The sequence below is a fragment of the Actinomycetota bacterium genome, assembly GCA_030776625.1.
Classification (GTDB): domain Bacteria; phylum Actinomycetota; class CADDZG01; order CADDZG01; family WHSQ01; genus MB1-2.
Genome location: JALYHL010000002.1, coordinates 14,828 through 28,020, shown reverse-complemented (window position 1 = coordinate 28,020; position 13,193 = coordinate 14,828). Strand labels below are relative to the sequence as shown.

General features: G+C 65.8%; 15 protein-coding genes and 1 pseudogene. 9 read left to right on the top strand and 7 right to left on the bottom strand.

What is annotated here, in order from left to right; translation table 11 throughout:
* The first annotated feature begins 7 nt into the window (after positions 1-7).
* The 5 genes from M3N53_04240 to M3N53_04220 all read left to right on the top strand — a co-directional run bounded on the left by M3N53_04240 (position 8) and on the right by M3N53_04220 (position 3,209).
* Complete coding sequence (locus M3N53_04240; protein MDP9067548.1) at positions 8-799, top strand: phosphatase; 792 nt, start codon at positions 8-10, stop codon at positions 797-799.
* Positions 796-1,737 (top strand): aminopeptidase, encoded by a 942-nt coding sequence (locus M3N53_04235; GenBank protein MDP9067547.1) that lies wholly within the window; start codon positions 796-798, stop codon positions 1,735-1,737. The genes M3N53_04240 and M3N53_04235 overlap by 4 nt, the downstream gene beginning before the upstream one ends.
* A gap of 95 nt (positions 1,738-1,832) precedes the next feature.
* Complete coding sequence (locus tag M3N53_04230) at positions 1,833-2,051, top strand: helix-turn-helix domain-containing protein (GenBank protein MDP9067546.1); 219 nt, start codon at positions 1,833-1,835, stop codon at positions 2,049-2,051.
* 136 nt (positions 2,052-2,187) lie between these two features.
* A complete protein-coding gene (locus M3N53_04225) occupies positions 2,188-3,084 on the top strand; it encodes a hypothetical protein (protein MDP9067545.1) in 897 nt (298 codons plus the stop codon).
* 23 nt (positions 3,085-3,107) lie between these two features.
* Positions 3,108-3,209, top strand: a complete 102-nt coding sequence (locus tag M3N53_04220) for an AURKAIP1/COX24 domain-containing protein (GenBank protein MDP9067544.1) — start codon at positions 3,108-3,110, stop codon at positions 3,207-3,209.
* Positions 3,210-3,222: 13 nt separating this feature from the next.
* Here M3N53_04220 and M3N53_04215 read toward each other — a convergent pair whose 3' ends face one another.
* Entirely contained in the window at positions 3,223-3,504 is a 282-nt protein-coding gene (locus M3N53_04215; protein ID MDP9067543.1) for a WhiB family transcriptional regulator, read from the bottom strand.
* 122 nt (positions 3,505-3,626) lie between these two features.
* Between M3N53_04215 and M3N53_04210 the strand changes: the two genes are divergently transcribed.
* Genes M3N53_04210 through M3N53_04200 form a run of 3 tightly spaced genes read left to right on the top strand, consistent with a single transcriptional unit; the run spans position 3,627 to position 6,606 of the window.
* On the top strand, positions 3,627-4,454 hold the full coding sequence (locus M3N53_04210; GenBank protein ID MDP9067542.1) for an SAM-dependent chlorinase/fluorinase: 828 nt from the start codon (positions 3,627-3,629) through the stop codon (positions 4,452-4,454).
* A gap of 29 nt (positions 4,455-4,483) precedes the next feature.
* Positions 4,484-5,527, top strand: coding sequence for an NAD-dependent epimerase/dehydratase family protein (locus M3N53_04205; GenBank protein MDP9067541.1), 1,044 nt, complete (start codon positions 4,484-4,486; stop codon positions 5,525-5,527).
* An 11-nt stretch (positions 5,528-5,538) separates the two neighbouring features.
* On the top strand, positions 5,539-6,606 hold the full coding sequence (locus M3N53_04200) for an acyltransferase family protein (GenBank protein MDP9067540.1): 1,068 nt from the start codon (positions 5,539-5,541) through the stop codon (positions 6,604-6,606).
* 230 nt (positions 6,607-6,836) lie between these two features.
* On the opposite strand, the gene M3N53_04195 is transcribed toward M3N53_04200, so the two are convergent.
* The 5 genes and pseudogenes from M3N53_04195 to M3N53_04175 all read right to left on the bottom strand — a co-directional run bounded on the left by M3N53_04195 (position 6,837) and on the right by M3N53_04175 (position 10,706).
* Positions 6,837-6,980, bottom strand: coding sequence for a hypothetical protein (locus M3N53_04195; GenBank protein ID MDP9067539.1), 144 nt, complete (start codon positions 6,978-6,980; stop codon positions 6,837-6,839).
* Positions 6,977-7,720, bottom strand: a complete 744-nt coding sequence (locus M3N53_04190) for a phosphoadenylyl-sulfate reductase (protein ID MDP9067538.1) — start codon at positions 7,718-7,720, stop codon at positions 6,977-6,979. The genes M3N53_04195 and M3N53_04190 overlap by 4 nt, the downstream gene beginning before the upstream one ends.
* Before the next feature lie 101 nt (positions 7,721-7,821).
* Positions 7,822-9,438: pseudogene (locus M3N53_04185) on the bottom strand (nitrite/sulfite reductase).
* Between the two features lie 47 nt (positions 9,439-9,485).
* Entirely contained in the window at positions 9,486-9,848 is a 363-nt protein-coding gene (locus M3N53_04180; GenBank protein MDP9067537.1) for a response regulator transcription factor, read from the bottom strand.
* Positions 9,849-9,875: 27 nt separating this feature from the next.
* Complete coding sequence (locus M3N53_04175) at positions 9,876-10,706, bottom strand: sugar phosphate isomerase/epimerase (protein MDP9067536.1); 831 nt, start codon at positions 10,704-10,706, stop codon at positions 9,876-9,878.
* 288 nt (positions 10,707-10,994) lie between these two features.
* Between M3N53_04175 and M3N53_04170 the strand changes: the two genes are divergently transcribed.
* Positions 10,995-12,476 carry a long-chain fatty acid--CoA ligase gene (locus M3N53_04170; protein ID MDP9067535.1) on the top strand — a complete coding sequence of 494 codons (1,482 nt, stop codon included), beginning with the start codon at positions 10,995-10,997 and terminating at the stop codon, positions 12,474-12,476.
* Here M3N53_04170 and M3N53_04165 read toward each other — a convergent pair.
* Entirely contained in the window at positions 12,406-13,134 is a 729-nt protein-coding gene (locus M3N53_04165) for a Crp/Fnr family transcriptional regulator (GenBank protein ID MDP9067534.1), read from the bottom strand. The genes M3N53_04170 and M3N53_04165 overlap by 71 nt on opposite strands.
* Positions 13,135-13,193: the final 59 nt, after the last annotated feature.

The following is a 13,193-nucleotide window of genomic DNA, read 5'->3' as shown; positions in this document are numbered from 1 at the left end:
TGCGGCGATGGCGTCTGCGGGAAGCATCTCAGAAAGCGAGGTGCGCGAAGCCCTGGTGGCGGCGGGCATAACGGGGCCTCACCGGTCCCATTCGCGTTCGAGCACTCTCGCCAAGATCGCGCCGCTGATCGAGGGCGATCCGGACAAGACGTTCGGGCTGTCAGGGATGGACAAGTACACCGAGTCGCAGGTCCTTCGTTTCATGGCAGATCTCACCGGCTGCAACAGCGACATCGACTGTCTCGATGACGACTCCATCGACCCGGACCTCACCGTTGGCGGCATCGTGGCGGCGGCGGAGCGGCTGCGCGACCATGCCCGTGCGGGCGGAACACTGCTGGCGGCTACGGGACATCCCACCGGGATGCTCGAGCACAACCTCCGCGTTGTAGACGCCTTCGTCTCCGTGGGAGGAAAGATGCTTCGCCCTCGCGAGGAAGAACAGATCCCTCACAAGACGAAGCGGCATCGTCATTTCGAGGTGCGTTACACCGGAAGCGTCGGCTGTCTCGCCGATTGGGGTCAGCTCAAGCACACGCACCTGTCGGACGCGATGGAGGCACTTCTCGAACGGCAGCCGTGGCCGGAGATGGTCTTCGCAGATCATGGTTTCGCGGGGGCCGCCATAGAGCGTGGCATCCCTACCGTGGCCGTCATGGACATCAACGACCACGCGCTCGCGGTGGCCGCGGGGGAAGGACGTGACGTCACGATCATCCCGCTCGACGACAACCGGCCGCCGCGGCTCTACGAGCCGTCGTGGAGGCTGTTCGAGCAGATCATCTTGGGCGCCGCATGAGCGGTGCGATCGACTCGGTTCTCGTCGATTGCCTGGGGCTGAAGTCCGCCGAGTCGTTGCTGGTGCTGACCGACCCGAAGCGTCGACCGATAGCCGAGTCGCTGGTCGCCCGAGCGCGCGACCTCGGGGCCGAGACCGTCTTGATGGAGATGAGCGAGCGCGAGACGAACGGCAGTGAGCCTCCGCCGGCGGCAGCCGCCGCGATGCTCGCATGCGACGTGTGCATCGTGCCGACGACGAAGTCCGCCTCGCATACGGCCGCGCGCAAGGAGGCGAACGCGCGCGGGGTCCGCGTGGCGACTATGCCCCAGATCACCGAGGACATGCTCCACCGGACGATGGCGGCGGACTACAAGGAGGTGCAACGACGCTCCGCGGTTCTAGCAGAAGCCTTGAGTGACGGCAGCGAGGTCCGCATCACGAGCGCGGAGGGAACCGACGTCACCATGAGCATCGAGGGCCGCGACGGGATCGCAGACGACGGGAACCTCACCGCACCGGGTTCGTTCGGCAACCTTCCCGCGGGTGAAGGTTTCATAGCGCCCGTCGAGGGACGCACGCAAGGGACGATCGCCTTCGACGGTTCGGTGTGGCCGATCGGGCTCCTGGAAGAGCCGTTCTTCGTTCGGATCGAAGGCGGTTACGCCGTGGACTTCTCCGGCCCCCGCGCCGAGGAGTGGCTGAACACGATGCAGCCACACGGGCCCGAGGCTCTGGCGGTGGCGGAGCTGGGCATCGGGACGAACGATGCCGCTCGCCTGACCGGGAATGTCCTCGAAGACGAGAAGATCATGGGGACGATCCACGTCGCCTTCGGCGACAACCACACCTTCGGCGGCACCGTCCGCGTCTCGTCACACCAAGACGGCATCGTGATGCGCCCCACGTTGACCATCGACGGCAAGCCCTACGTAGAAAACGGCCGCCTCCTCGTCTGACCTCGCTCCCGGCGTGCGCGACTGCCGAGCGCTCGCGGAGTGGACCCGAATATGGCCTCTGAGCTGGGAAAGTCTGCGGCGTATACTGCTGCGACATGGCCACTTCGTCGGGTTCCTCTAGTGGTGACGGCGCCTTCATGGGGCGCTTCCTCACGGTCGGTGAGGTGGCTCGGCACCTCAGGGTGTCGAACATGACGGTGTATCGCCTCGTAAAGCAGGGTCAGCTCGCAGCAGTTCGCGTTGGAAGGGGTTACCGCATCCGGGAGGACGACGTCCGCAAGTACCTGGAGCAGCGGTACATGGACGCAGGCTAAGCACAAGCTCCTGCGGCAACGGTAGGCCGGTCTTCGGCGTATCTGGGAGACGGCGTGGTGGCAGGCTCTCTGGCAGGCCACCACGTTTTCTTGTTGCGCGGATCGAGGCGGCACCACTGAGTGAAGGGTGTCGTCGGTGGAGTCGGACTTCGAGAACGTGTACCAGCGTCTCCTGGAGAGCCGCGGGCTGGTCTTCCTGCTCGGCGGGCTCGACACCGGGAAGACGACGTTCGCCCTCGAGCTGTTGCGGCGCGCGCGAGCGGAGGGGATATCCGCAGCGTTCGTCGACGCCGATATCGAACAGTCGACCGTTGGGCCGCCGACCACCGTCGGGTTGAGGTACACGACCGGACTCGAAGAGCTGTCGCGCGAGAGCCTGCGAACGGCGGATGCACTGGGTTTCGTCGGCTCTCTTCACCCCCGCGAGCATCTGTTGCCGTTGGTCACCTCCACCGCGAAGCTTGTGAGGCGGGCTCGCGAGGCAGGTTGCAGCTTGATCGTTCTGGACACCACGGGTTTCGTCGCCGGGATCTACGGCCAGACGCTCAAGTTCTTCAAGATGGACGCGGTGCGTCCGGATCACGTCGTCGGATTCCAGCGCGGGGGCGAGCTGGAGTCGCTGATCGCGATGGCGCAGCGCTTCACCTCAGCGGATGTGATCGAGGTCGAAGCCGCCGATCAGTTCTCCAGCCGCTCGCCCGAGGAGAGGGTGGCGTTCCGCGAGGAGCAGTTCGCCGCGTACTTCGCCACGGGTTCCTCGCGCTGGAGGGTGAAGCCGACCGTGTTCATGCCGACCCTCCCCCCCGAGTTCGACCTGAGCCGGTTGGACGGGCTCGTGGTCGGGATGGAGGATGGCGAAGGTTCATGCCCCGGAATCGGCGTGCTCGAGTACGAGCCTTCGGAGGGGATCCTCCGGATGGTGTCTCCGATCACGGAAGGGGTGCGAGGACTGAGGCTCGGGTCTTCGAGGATAGATACTGAGGGCCGTTCCAAGGGGCCGGTGACCCTCCGGCAACTGTTCGGCACGGAATAGAGAAGCCGGAGGAGAAGAAAGCTATGCCGTCACTGGTCAAGAAACGCCGGAAGAAGATGCGGAAGAAGAAGCACCGCAAGATGCTGAAGAAGACGCGCTGGCAGCGCCGGCAACAGGGCAAGTAGGGCTGGAGGAGGATCAGCCTAGGTAGGACGACGCGACGTCGTGGTGCGTGGACCCTCCGACCAGCGTCTTGCGTTGCTTGGCGGCGACCACTCGGCGTTCCTGCGACGTCAACCCACCCCAGATTCCGAACCGCTCGCCCTCCGCGATGGCGAAGTCCAGACACGGTTGGCGGACGCTGCAGTTCGAGCAGACTGCCTTCGCCACTTCACTTTCTTGTTCGGCGGGAGGAAAGAACATCTCGACGGCGACCTCGCGGCAGGCGGCCGCGTCTTGCCACTCCTGATTCGAGGCCACCTACGCTCCGTTCTTTTCCGGGGAAGAAGAGGACCTGCGGAGTGTAGGAACCGGCTGCCGTCACGTCAATGGGGATCGCGTTGTTCGGGCGCTCGATTGCCGTGTGCGCCTAGGATGCCGGCGTGAAGAAACAAGACTTCGTGACGTTCCTCTCGGACTACGGACTTGAGGACGAGTTCGTAGGTGTGTGTCACGCGGTGATGCTCCGCATCGCCCCGCACGTCAGGGTCATCGACGTCCACCACAACATCCTGCGTCAGGACATCCGGCACGGCGCCGTCGTCCTGCGTCAGTCGATCCCTTATCTGCCCGAATCGGTTCATCTCGCCGTGGTGGATCCGAGTGTTGGATCGAATCGCCGTGCGATCGCGCTCGAGACCGGCCGCGGCGAGACGTTCGTGGGTCCCGACAACGGGCTGCTGATCCCCGCCGCCGAGGAGTCGGGGGGGATCAGGCGGGCTGTCGAGCTGGCGGATAGGCGGTTCTTGCTGAACCCCGTCTCGAGGACCTTTCAGGGGCGCGACGTCTTCGCTCCAGCGGCGGCACATATCGCGGCGGGGGTGGACCCCGCCGATATAGGCCCGGAGATCCGGGTGGACGACCTGGTGCAACTCGAGATCCCGGAGGCCTGGGTTCACGACGACCATCTGCACGCGGAGGTTCTCCAGGTCGACAGGTTCGGCAACCTCCAGTTCAACCTGGGGCGCGGCCATCTGGAGAAGGTAAGCATCAACACGGGTGGCCGCTGCGAGGTCCGGGTCGAGGGACACCGGCTGCAGATCCCCTTCGGTGACACCTTCGCGGACGTGCAAGCGGGAGAGTTCGTCCTGATCGAGGACTCGTATCACTACGTGTCGCTGGCGATCAACAAGGGCGACGCCGCGGGGCGCCTTCGGGCGCGCCCCGGCTCCACCGCTATCGTCGGTCCGTCCCCCGTCGCGACGAAATGACGCCTTTGCCGGCGCGTTAACCTGCGGACATGGCCGGACGAAGGGTTCTCATCACTGGTGTTTCGCGGTTCCTCGGGCTGCGGCTGGCCAAGCGGCTCGAAGAGGACGACGACGTAGAGCTGGTCGTCGGGGTGGATCTCGAAGAGCCGCCCCTACCGATAAAGAAGCTGGACTTCGTCCGCGTCGACATCCGCAACCCGCTGATCGCTCGCGTGCTCGAGACGACGAAGGTCGACACGCTCGTCCACACGAACATCTTCTCGAGTCCGGGTCGCCTCGGTGGGCGCTCGCAGATGAAAGAGAACAACGTCATCGGGACCATGCAGCTGCTCGCCGCCGCACAGAGGGCCGAGCGGCTTGGTCGGGTGGTGATGAAGTCGTCCACCGCGGTGTACGGGTCGGGAGCCGGCGAGCCGTCGCTTCTTCGAGAGGACCACGCCTCTCGTCAGGTCGATCTGTCGGGTTACGGCAAGGATTGCGCCGAGGGGGAGCAGTACGCCCGCGACTTCGGACGGCGGCGCCCGGACGTCGACCTCGTGATCCTGCGGACGCAGAACGTCGTAGGGCCGACGGTCAGCACGAGCATGACGGACTATCTCTCGCTACCCGTGATGCCGACCGCCCTCGGCTTCGACCCGCGTCTCCAGTTCCTGCACGAGCAAGACGCGGTGGAAGCGCTGTATTCGGCGTTGAAGAGCGACGCGATCGGTATCTACAACATCGCGGGTGATGGCGTCGTCTACCTGTCTCAGGCCATCCGGATGCTGGGGAAGGTGGAGCTACCCATCCTTCTTCCGGCGGCGACGACGGCGGCCACGCTGTTGCGGCGTTTCGGCGTGATCGACTTCCCGACCGACCAGCTGAAGCTGATGTTGTTCGGGCGCATAGTCGATACACAACGAGCGAGGGAACGCCTCGGCTTCTCCCCGCGCTATTCGACTGCCGACACGTTGAAGGACTTCCGGGACCACCGCGGGAAGGATGTTCTGCCCGAGCCGAACCTTCGGCCGACCTGGGAGAGGGAGCTCTTCGAGTACCTGAGGCAACGCAGTCAGCAGAGGCAGACGGTCTAGGTGAGGTTGTGATGACAGACGCAGAGATCATCCGGCTCGATAGCAGGACCCGCGCGGGCCGTAGCGGCCCGAGCCGCGCCGGTGCGCGGGTGAGATGTCGTGCGACGACGTCGAGCGGCCGTCCGTGCCGGAACTATGCGACCGCGGGCGGCGGCTACTGCGCGATCCACGAGCGGTCGGTGGGGACGGTCGCAGCGACCGTCGATCCACCCGCGAAGGTTCGCGCCTCGGATCCGGCACCCGGCGAGCGGCAGGCAGAGCGGCGGATCGAGGACTTCGTCCGACGTCGCCTGACGGGGGATTACCCGATCGACGACTTCGGTTACGACCCGGAGCTCTACCGCGAGGTGCTGCTTCCGCTCATACGGCCGCTGTACGAGCGCTATTTCCGGGTCCGCACGCTCGGGGTGGAGCGGATACCGAACTCCGGCCCGGCACTCATGGTCGGGAACCACTCCGGGACCGTCGCCCTGGATGCTGTGATCGCGCAGTACGCGGTCGCTACCGAGCACCCAACCCGCCGCGTCATCCGGAACATCGGCGCCGATCTCGTCTACCAGCTGCCCGTCGTGGGGCCGCTCGCCCGCAAGGGCGGCGCCGCGGTGGCGACCGAGGAGGACGCGCAGGAGCTGCTGCGGCGCGGCGAGCTCGTGGGGGTGTACCCGGAGGGCTACAAGGGAGTAGGCAAGGGTTGGCGCGAGCGCTACAAGCTGCAGCGGTTCGGCCGCGGCGGCTTCATGGAGACGGCGTTGAGGACGCGCGTCCCGATCATCCCGGTCGCGATCGTGGGGGCGGAGGAGGCGTTCCCGATGATCGGAAACGCTCGGTGGCTGGCGCGGGCCCTCGGCGCTCCCTACTTCCCGATCACCCCGACGTTTCCCTGGTTAGGGCCGCTGGGCCTGCTGCCTCTTCCGTCTAAGTGGATCATCGAGTTCGGCTCGCCGATCCCGATGGACGACTACCCGGAAGACGCCGCGGAGGACGCGATGCTGGTGTTCGACCTAGCCGATCGCGTGCGGGACACGATCCAACAGATGCTCTACAAGCTCCTGCAACAGCGAAAGGGCGCCTTCTTTTAAGCACCGCCTGACACGTCCCGCGTCGCGGGACTATTTCCGGCGGTCTTCTTTTAAGCACCGCCCGAGACCTGCCGCTTCGCGGCTAGTTTCCGCGGTCTTTTAGGTCAGGTCAGCCTCCGGCTTGCCAGATCCTCAGCACTCCGAGGAACCCCGCGAGCGTGATCGCGATCAACAGGAGCGCCAGCGCGTAGAGCGTGTTCTTCCTCACGGAAACAAAGGATAGGAGAGCGTCAGCTCTCGCCGAGACCTTCGAACCTCAGCGTGAAGCGACGGTCGCACGTCGCGCAGTGGTAACCGCCCGCCTCCGCGCCGCTGGGCTCCAGGTCGGTCTCGCCGCAGTAGGGGCAGTAGAAGGGCGCCGCCCGCGTGCTCATTGCTCGGCTTCGGACTGCTGCGGCCCGTGGATCTTTCCGAAGGAGTGGATGCCGCACTCCGTCTTGGCGAGACCCTCCCAGCGCCCCGCACGTTCGTCCTCGCCCGGTTGGACCGCCCGCGTGCAGGGCCAACAACCGATCGAGCGGTAGCCCTGCTCGAACAGTGGGTGCGTCGGGATCCCGTGCTCGGAGATGTACGCGTCGACGTCCGACTTGTTCCAGCGCGCGAGTGGATGGATCTTCATGATCTCGTTGCCAGACGGCAATAGCTGCGCCTCGATGATCGGGGTTTCCGACCGCAGCGGTGACTGGTCGCGCCGCAAGCCCGAGATCCAGCCGTCGTACTCCTCCAACGCCGCCTGCAACGGCTTCACCTTGTTGATCCCACAGCAGGTGTCCGGGCTGCGGCGATAGAGCTCGGGACCGTAGATCTCTGCTTGGTTCGCAGCGTTCCCATGACCACCGCGAAGCGTCACGATCTTGAGGTCCCACATCTCCGCGATCCGGTCGCGGAACCGCAACGTCTCCTCGAAGTGGAACCCGGTGTCGAGGAACAGGACCGGAAGGTCCGGCTTGATCTCGCGCAGGTGATGAAGGATCACGAGCCCGGAGGCCTGGAACGAGGTCGCGACCGCGAGCCGGTCCAGTGATTCCACCGCCCAGGTCAGAACCGCCCGCGGCGTCGCCTCCTGTAACGCGGACGGGTCGACCGAGGGATCGACGAACAGGTGCTCGTTCACGATGCTCGCGGCTCCGCGACGATGGAAGGAGCCGGAGGAAGCCCTTCGAACACGGGCTTCTTGGCGAACTCCTGAAGCTCCGCAGGCGACAGACGGTTGATGAAGGCGGCGAAGGACTCGTCTCCGTTGCGGTTCTTGCGGTAGCGACGGATCAGATGTTCGGTGTAGGGACCGATCTCGGAGGCGAGCACCTTCACGCCGCGAGCCTTCGTTCCGAAGGAGCGATCGGCGCCCAGGTGGCCGCCGAGATGGACGAGGAATGCCTCGACCTTCCGGCGCTCCTCGACCTGGTTCCCGTCGTGGTCCGTGGTCCAGATGCGCTCCGTCTGGAGGCATCCCATCAGCCCGATATCCGCCGTCTGGTAGCGCGCGCACGAGTTGGGGCAGCCGTTGAGGTTGATGCGGATGTCGTCGGAGAAACCGGGAAGTCGGTCCTCCAGGTAGCGATAGAGCTCGTTCGCCCTTCCCTTCGTCTCGACGATCGCGAGCTTGCAGAACTCGATACCGGTACATGCCATCGTGCCGCGCCGCCATGCGCTCGCTAGGACCGGAAGCTCCAGGATCTGCAGGTCCTCGATCAGATCCGCAACCCGTTCCTCCGGGACGTCGAGGATCACCATCTTCTGCTGTGTCGTGGTGCGGACGCGCCCCTGCCCGTACCGCCTGGCCAGGCGAGCGACGGCGCGCAGCTGGTGTCCGGCGATGCGCCCTGCCTTTGGCGTGAAGCCGACGTATCTGTTGCCGTCGCGCTGCTCGCCGATCCCTACGTGCTCGCGGTGGACCTCGTTGCTCGGCGGTGGCTCCGGTAGGTCCGCAAGAGCGAAGCCGATCTCCTTCTCGAGCACCTCGCGGAACCGCTCGGGCCCCCAGTCGCGCACCAAGAACTTCATCCGGGCGTGGTTGCGCGCGCGGCGGTACCCCCAATCCCTGAACACCGACGTGATCCCGAGCACGACCCGGACGACCTCATCGGGCGCGACGAACGCTCCGAGGCGAACGGCGAACATCGGATTCGTGCTCAGTCCGCCGCCGACCCACAGGTCGAACCCGGGCCTGCCTTCGGGACCGACCGCGCCGACGAGCCCGATGTCGTTGATCTCGTGCTGCGCGCACTGGTGAGCACAACCCGTGATGGAGATCTTGAACTTTCGGGGGAGGTTCGAGAAGCGAGGGTCTCCCACCAACGCCGCGTTCGCCTCCTGGACGAGGCCGGAGGCATCGACGATCTCGCTCGCGTCGGTCCGTGCCAGAGGGCAACCGAGGATGTTGCGCGGCGTGTCGCCGCAGGCCTCCGTCGTGGACAGACCAACGGCCTCGAGCTCGCTCCAGATCGCGGGGACGTCTTCGATGCGGATCCAGTGCAGCTGGATGTTCTGGCGATCCGTGACGTCGGCGACGTCGCGGCCGTAGCGCTCGGAGATCCGCCCGATCACGTCGGTCTGCTCCGACGTCAGCGCTCCGCCCGGGATGCGGACGCGCAGCATGAAGTAGCCGTCGCCCTCGGGCCGCTGCGTGTAGAGGCCGTACCAGCGGAAGCGGTTCCGGAGATCGGAGGGCCAGATCGAAGAGAACCCCTTCTTCGCGTAGAGGTTCTCGATCCGGGCGCGCACGTTCAGCCCGTCGTCTTCCTTCTTCGCGGTCTCCGCGGCGTTCTGGGGCTCTAGGTACCCCAGCGCCCACTGCGCCTCTGAGCGCCGCGGCGTTGTCTTCTCCGGCATCCAGAGAAGATACCCTATGTAAGGTGTAAAGGGTACAAAGTTTCGGGCTAGAGGTCCCGGCAGAGCTCCGCGATGTGGCGCTCGAGCTCGTTCAGCCCCTCCACCTTCCCGATGCACATGGCGACGCCCGCTTCCTTCGCTTGCGCCTCCAGCTGGGCGTCGAGATAGGCGGTGTAGAGGATGATCGCCTGGGAGGGGCGGCCCTCCCGGATCGATCGCGCTGCCGTCAGCCCGTCAACTCCCGGCATCTTGTAGTCCATCACGATGACATCGGGGTCTGCGGCCGGTGCGACCTCGACCGCTTCCTGCCCGGAGGCCGCTTGCCCGACCACGTCGAACCCATCGAGCTCGAGCATGTCGACGAGCATGTTCCGGACGTGATCGGTGTCGTCGACGACGAGGACCTTCATCCCCATCTCATGTCGCCCTTCCGTCCCTCATCTACGCGGCATCCCCTTGGTAACCCTCGACCTGCCCGACAGACGCTGCTCGACGTACTCACGACTTCGCTTCAACATCGCGACTAGCTCCCGGGGGCGCTCGAGATACCTGCTCACGGACAGCTCTAGCGATACGGCTCCCGCATAGCCGGTGCGGCTCAACTCCTCTAGGAACCTGTCCAAGGGAAGTATGCCTGTCTCAAGCTCCAGATGCCCGTCCCGGCCGTCGCCGGCATTGTTCGAGAGATGGATGTGAACGAGCTTCGGGGCCAGGATCGCGTAGACGTCGAGGATGTCTTGGCGGGCTACCGTCACGTGACTCGTATCCATCGCCACGAGGTGGCATGCCTCGTAGAGGGCCTTTGCTTCCAGCCACCGATACGCCCGCATGCGGCGGCCCGCGACCCACCTCGGATACATCGTCTCCACCGCGATGGTCACGCCGGTCTCGGCCGAGAACGCCTGTGCGTCCTGAGTGAGCCAATGGGCGTAGTCGCGCTCCCACAGGTAGGGCGGGTGAACGACCATCGACTCGGCGCCCACGGCGCGGCAGAACTCGGCGCCCCTCTTGATCTTCTGGATCGGGTCGGCTCCCCACACCGTCTTGGTGATCACGAGGAAGGGGCCGTGAACCGACGCGATCTTGAGGCCGCGCTCGGTCGCCACCCGAAGGGGGATGTCCGGCTCTTGGGTTCGTGGGTCTCGAGTGATCATCAGCTCGATCTCGGTGAACCCCGCCTCGCCGAGCGCGTCCATGGCGCGCTCGAGCTCGAACGCCCAGAAGGGGCCGGTCGAGCACTGCACGGTGGGACGTGGTTGCGGCGGCATCGCGGGGGCAATGGTCGCACGGCGCGAGCGGCCGTCCGACAGGCCACGCGTAAAGCGCCCCCGTTTCCGGGGGCGCAGAGGAGCCACGAGAACGAGAACCAGATGGGGGGGCTGGGAGGCTCCTTCCGCGGCCGGTGGCCGCGGATCCGAAGTCTCGGTCTCGCCGGCTCCACAGATAGCTTCGGCCGCAACCTGGAAATCCTTGAGAGAACAGGAGCGGGAAACGGCGCGAGCAGGTGCTTGCAATAGTTTGCACAGACGCCTCCTGGGAGGGACAATGGAACCCCGATGAACCTGGCAGATCTTCTCTCCGACACCGCTCGCGAGCAGCCTGGAAAGGCGGCCCTGGTGGGCGCGAGCGCGGGCTTCAAGGTCACCTTCGCCGAGCTCGACCGGGAGGCGGACCGGGTGGCCGGAGCGGTGTCTGCACTGGGGATCGGCCCGGGCGAGCGCGTCGCCATCGGGATGCACAACACGCCTTTCTTCGCGTACGCCTACTTCGGGATCCTCCGCGCGGGTGCGGTCGTCGTGCCGCTGAACATCATGCTGACCGAGTCAGAGACCGCCGCGATCCTGCGCGACTCCGGCGCGAGAGCGGTCATCTCGGGGGGTCCTTTCCTGGCGGTCGCCGAGCGCGCGGCCGCGGATGCAGAGGCGGTCGAGCAGGTTTTCGCGATCGAGGCGTGGGGCCAGCTGGGGTCAAATGCAGCCCCCCGCGTCGATATCTCCGGTGACGACCTGGCGGTGCTCGCCTACACCTCGGGGACGACCGGCGAGCCGAAGGGCGTCATGCTCTCGCACGACAACCTCCTCGCGAACCTGCGTCAACAGATGGCGATCGCCGAGGCGCAGGTCTCCGAGGACGACGTTTTGTTGCTCGCCCTCCCGCTGTTTCACATCTTTGGCTTGAACGTCACGCTGGGGCTGTTGGTTATGAACGGCGCAACCGGCGTGCTGATGGACCGTTTCGAGCCGGTGCCGGCGCTGCGATCGATCGTCGAGCGCAAGGTGACGGTGCTGTTCGGAGCACCGACGATGTACGCCGCGTGGGTGAGCGTGCCCGGCGCGGATCAGTACGACCTCTCGAGCGTTCGACTCGCGATCTCGGGGGCCGCTCCTTTGGCGACAGACGTGTTGCGAAGCTTCTACGACCTCTTCGGCGTCCGCATCTACGAGGGATACGGGCTCACGGAGACCGCGCCCACGTTGTGGTCCAACCGCATGACCGAGAAGCCGCGGCCGGGCTCGGTAGGAAAGCCGCTGCCCGAGGTCGAGTTCCGGTTGATCGACGACCATGGAAACGACGTGGAGCTCGGCGATCCCGGCGAGGTGGTCGTCAAGGGCCCGAACGTCTTCAAGGGGTACTGGAACCGCCCCGACGAAACGGAGCGAGCCTTCTTCGAGGGGTGGTTCCGCACAGGTGATGTCGGGGTTCTCGACGAAGACGGCTACCTCTATCTCGTCGACCGCAAGCGCGACCTGATCATCGTCTCAGGCTTCAACGTTTTCCCGTCGGAGGTCGAGAACGCTCTAGTGCAGAACCCCAAGGTCGCAGACGCTGCCGTGGTGGGAGTCCCTCACGGATATACGGGTGAGGCGGTGAAGGCTTTCGTCGTTCTGGAGCCGGGGGCCGAGGCGACCGAGGCGGAGTTGGTCGCCGACGTGCAGCGGCGCCTCGCTCGGTTCAAGTGCCCCAGCTCTATCGAGATCGTGCCGGACCTCCCGCACCTGTTGACGGGAAAGGTTCTCCGGCGCGCGCTCCGCACCTGATCCTCTCGAGCGCATCCGGCCGGAAGATCCGCAGCGTCTTGCCGTTGTGCTCCAGGACGCCCCGCCGCTTCCAATCGCTGAGCGTCTTCGACGCGCTCTCCCTGCACATCCCGGCTAGCTGACCCACGTCGGTCTGTGTCAGAGGAAGGTCCACCTCGATCGTGCCCGAGCACATCCGCCCCAGCAGCTCTGCAAGATCGAGCAGCCGTCCGGCCAGACGCGACGGGACATCAGTGGTTGTGCGTTCACCTGCCGTCGCCGCGATCCACCGGATGCGGACGGCGGCCAGACGCGCGAGCTCCCGCGCCGCGGCGGGATTCGTCGTGATGACATCGATGAAGAGATCCGCGTCGACCCCGATCACGTCGGACTTCGTCGCAGCAGTGACGTCGAACGGCTGACGGTCCAGATCGGCAGCCGCCGTCTCGCCCACCACGTCCCTTGCGACGGCGAGCGCCACGATCGTCTCGCGCCCTTCGTGGTCGCAGCTGCACAGCTTGAGGATCCCGTCGGCGACGAAGTGGACGCGGCGGTCGTCGTCGCCGGCGAGATAGAGGGTGTCGCCGCGACCCAGGGTCCGGGGGACGGCACGGTCCAACAACCGCACCTGTTCCCGTGGTGACAGCGCCTGGATCAATGGGCTGCAGTGGATGGACATCGCGCACCTCCGATAGCTCGGAACTTCTCCCGACGGTGAGGGCGCGGACCTCGGCGGCG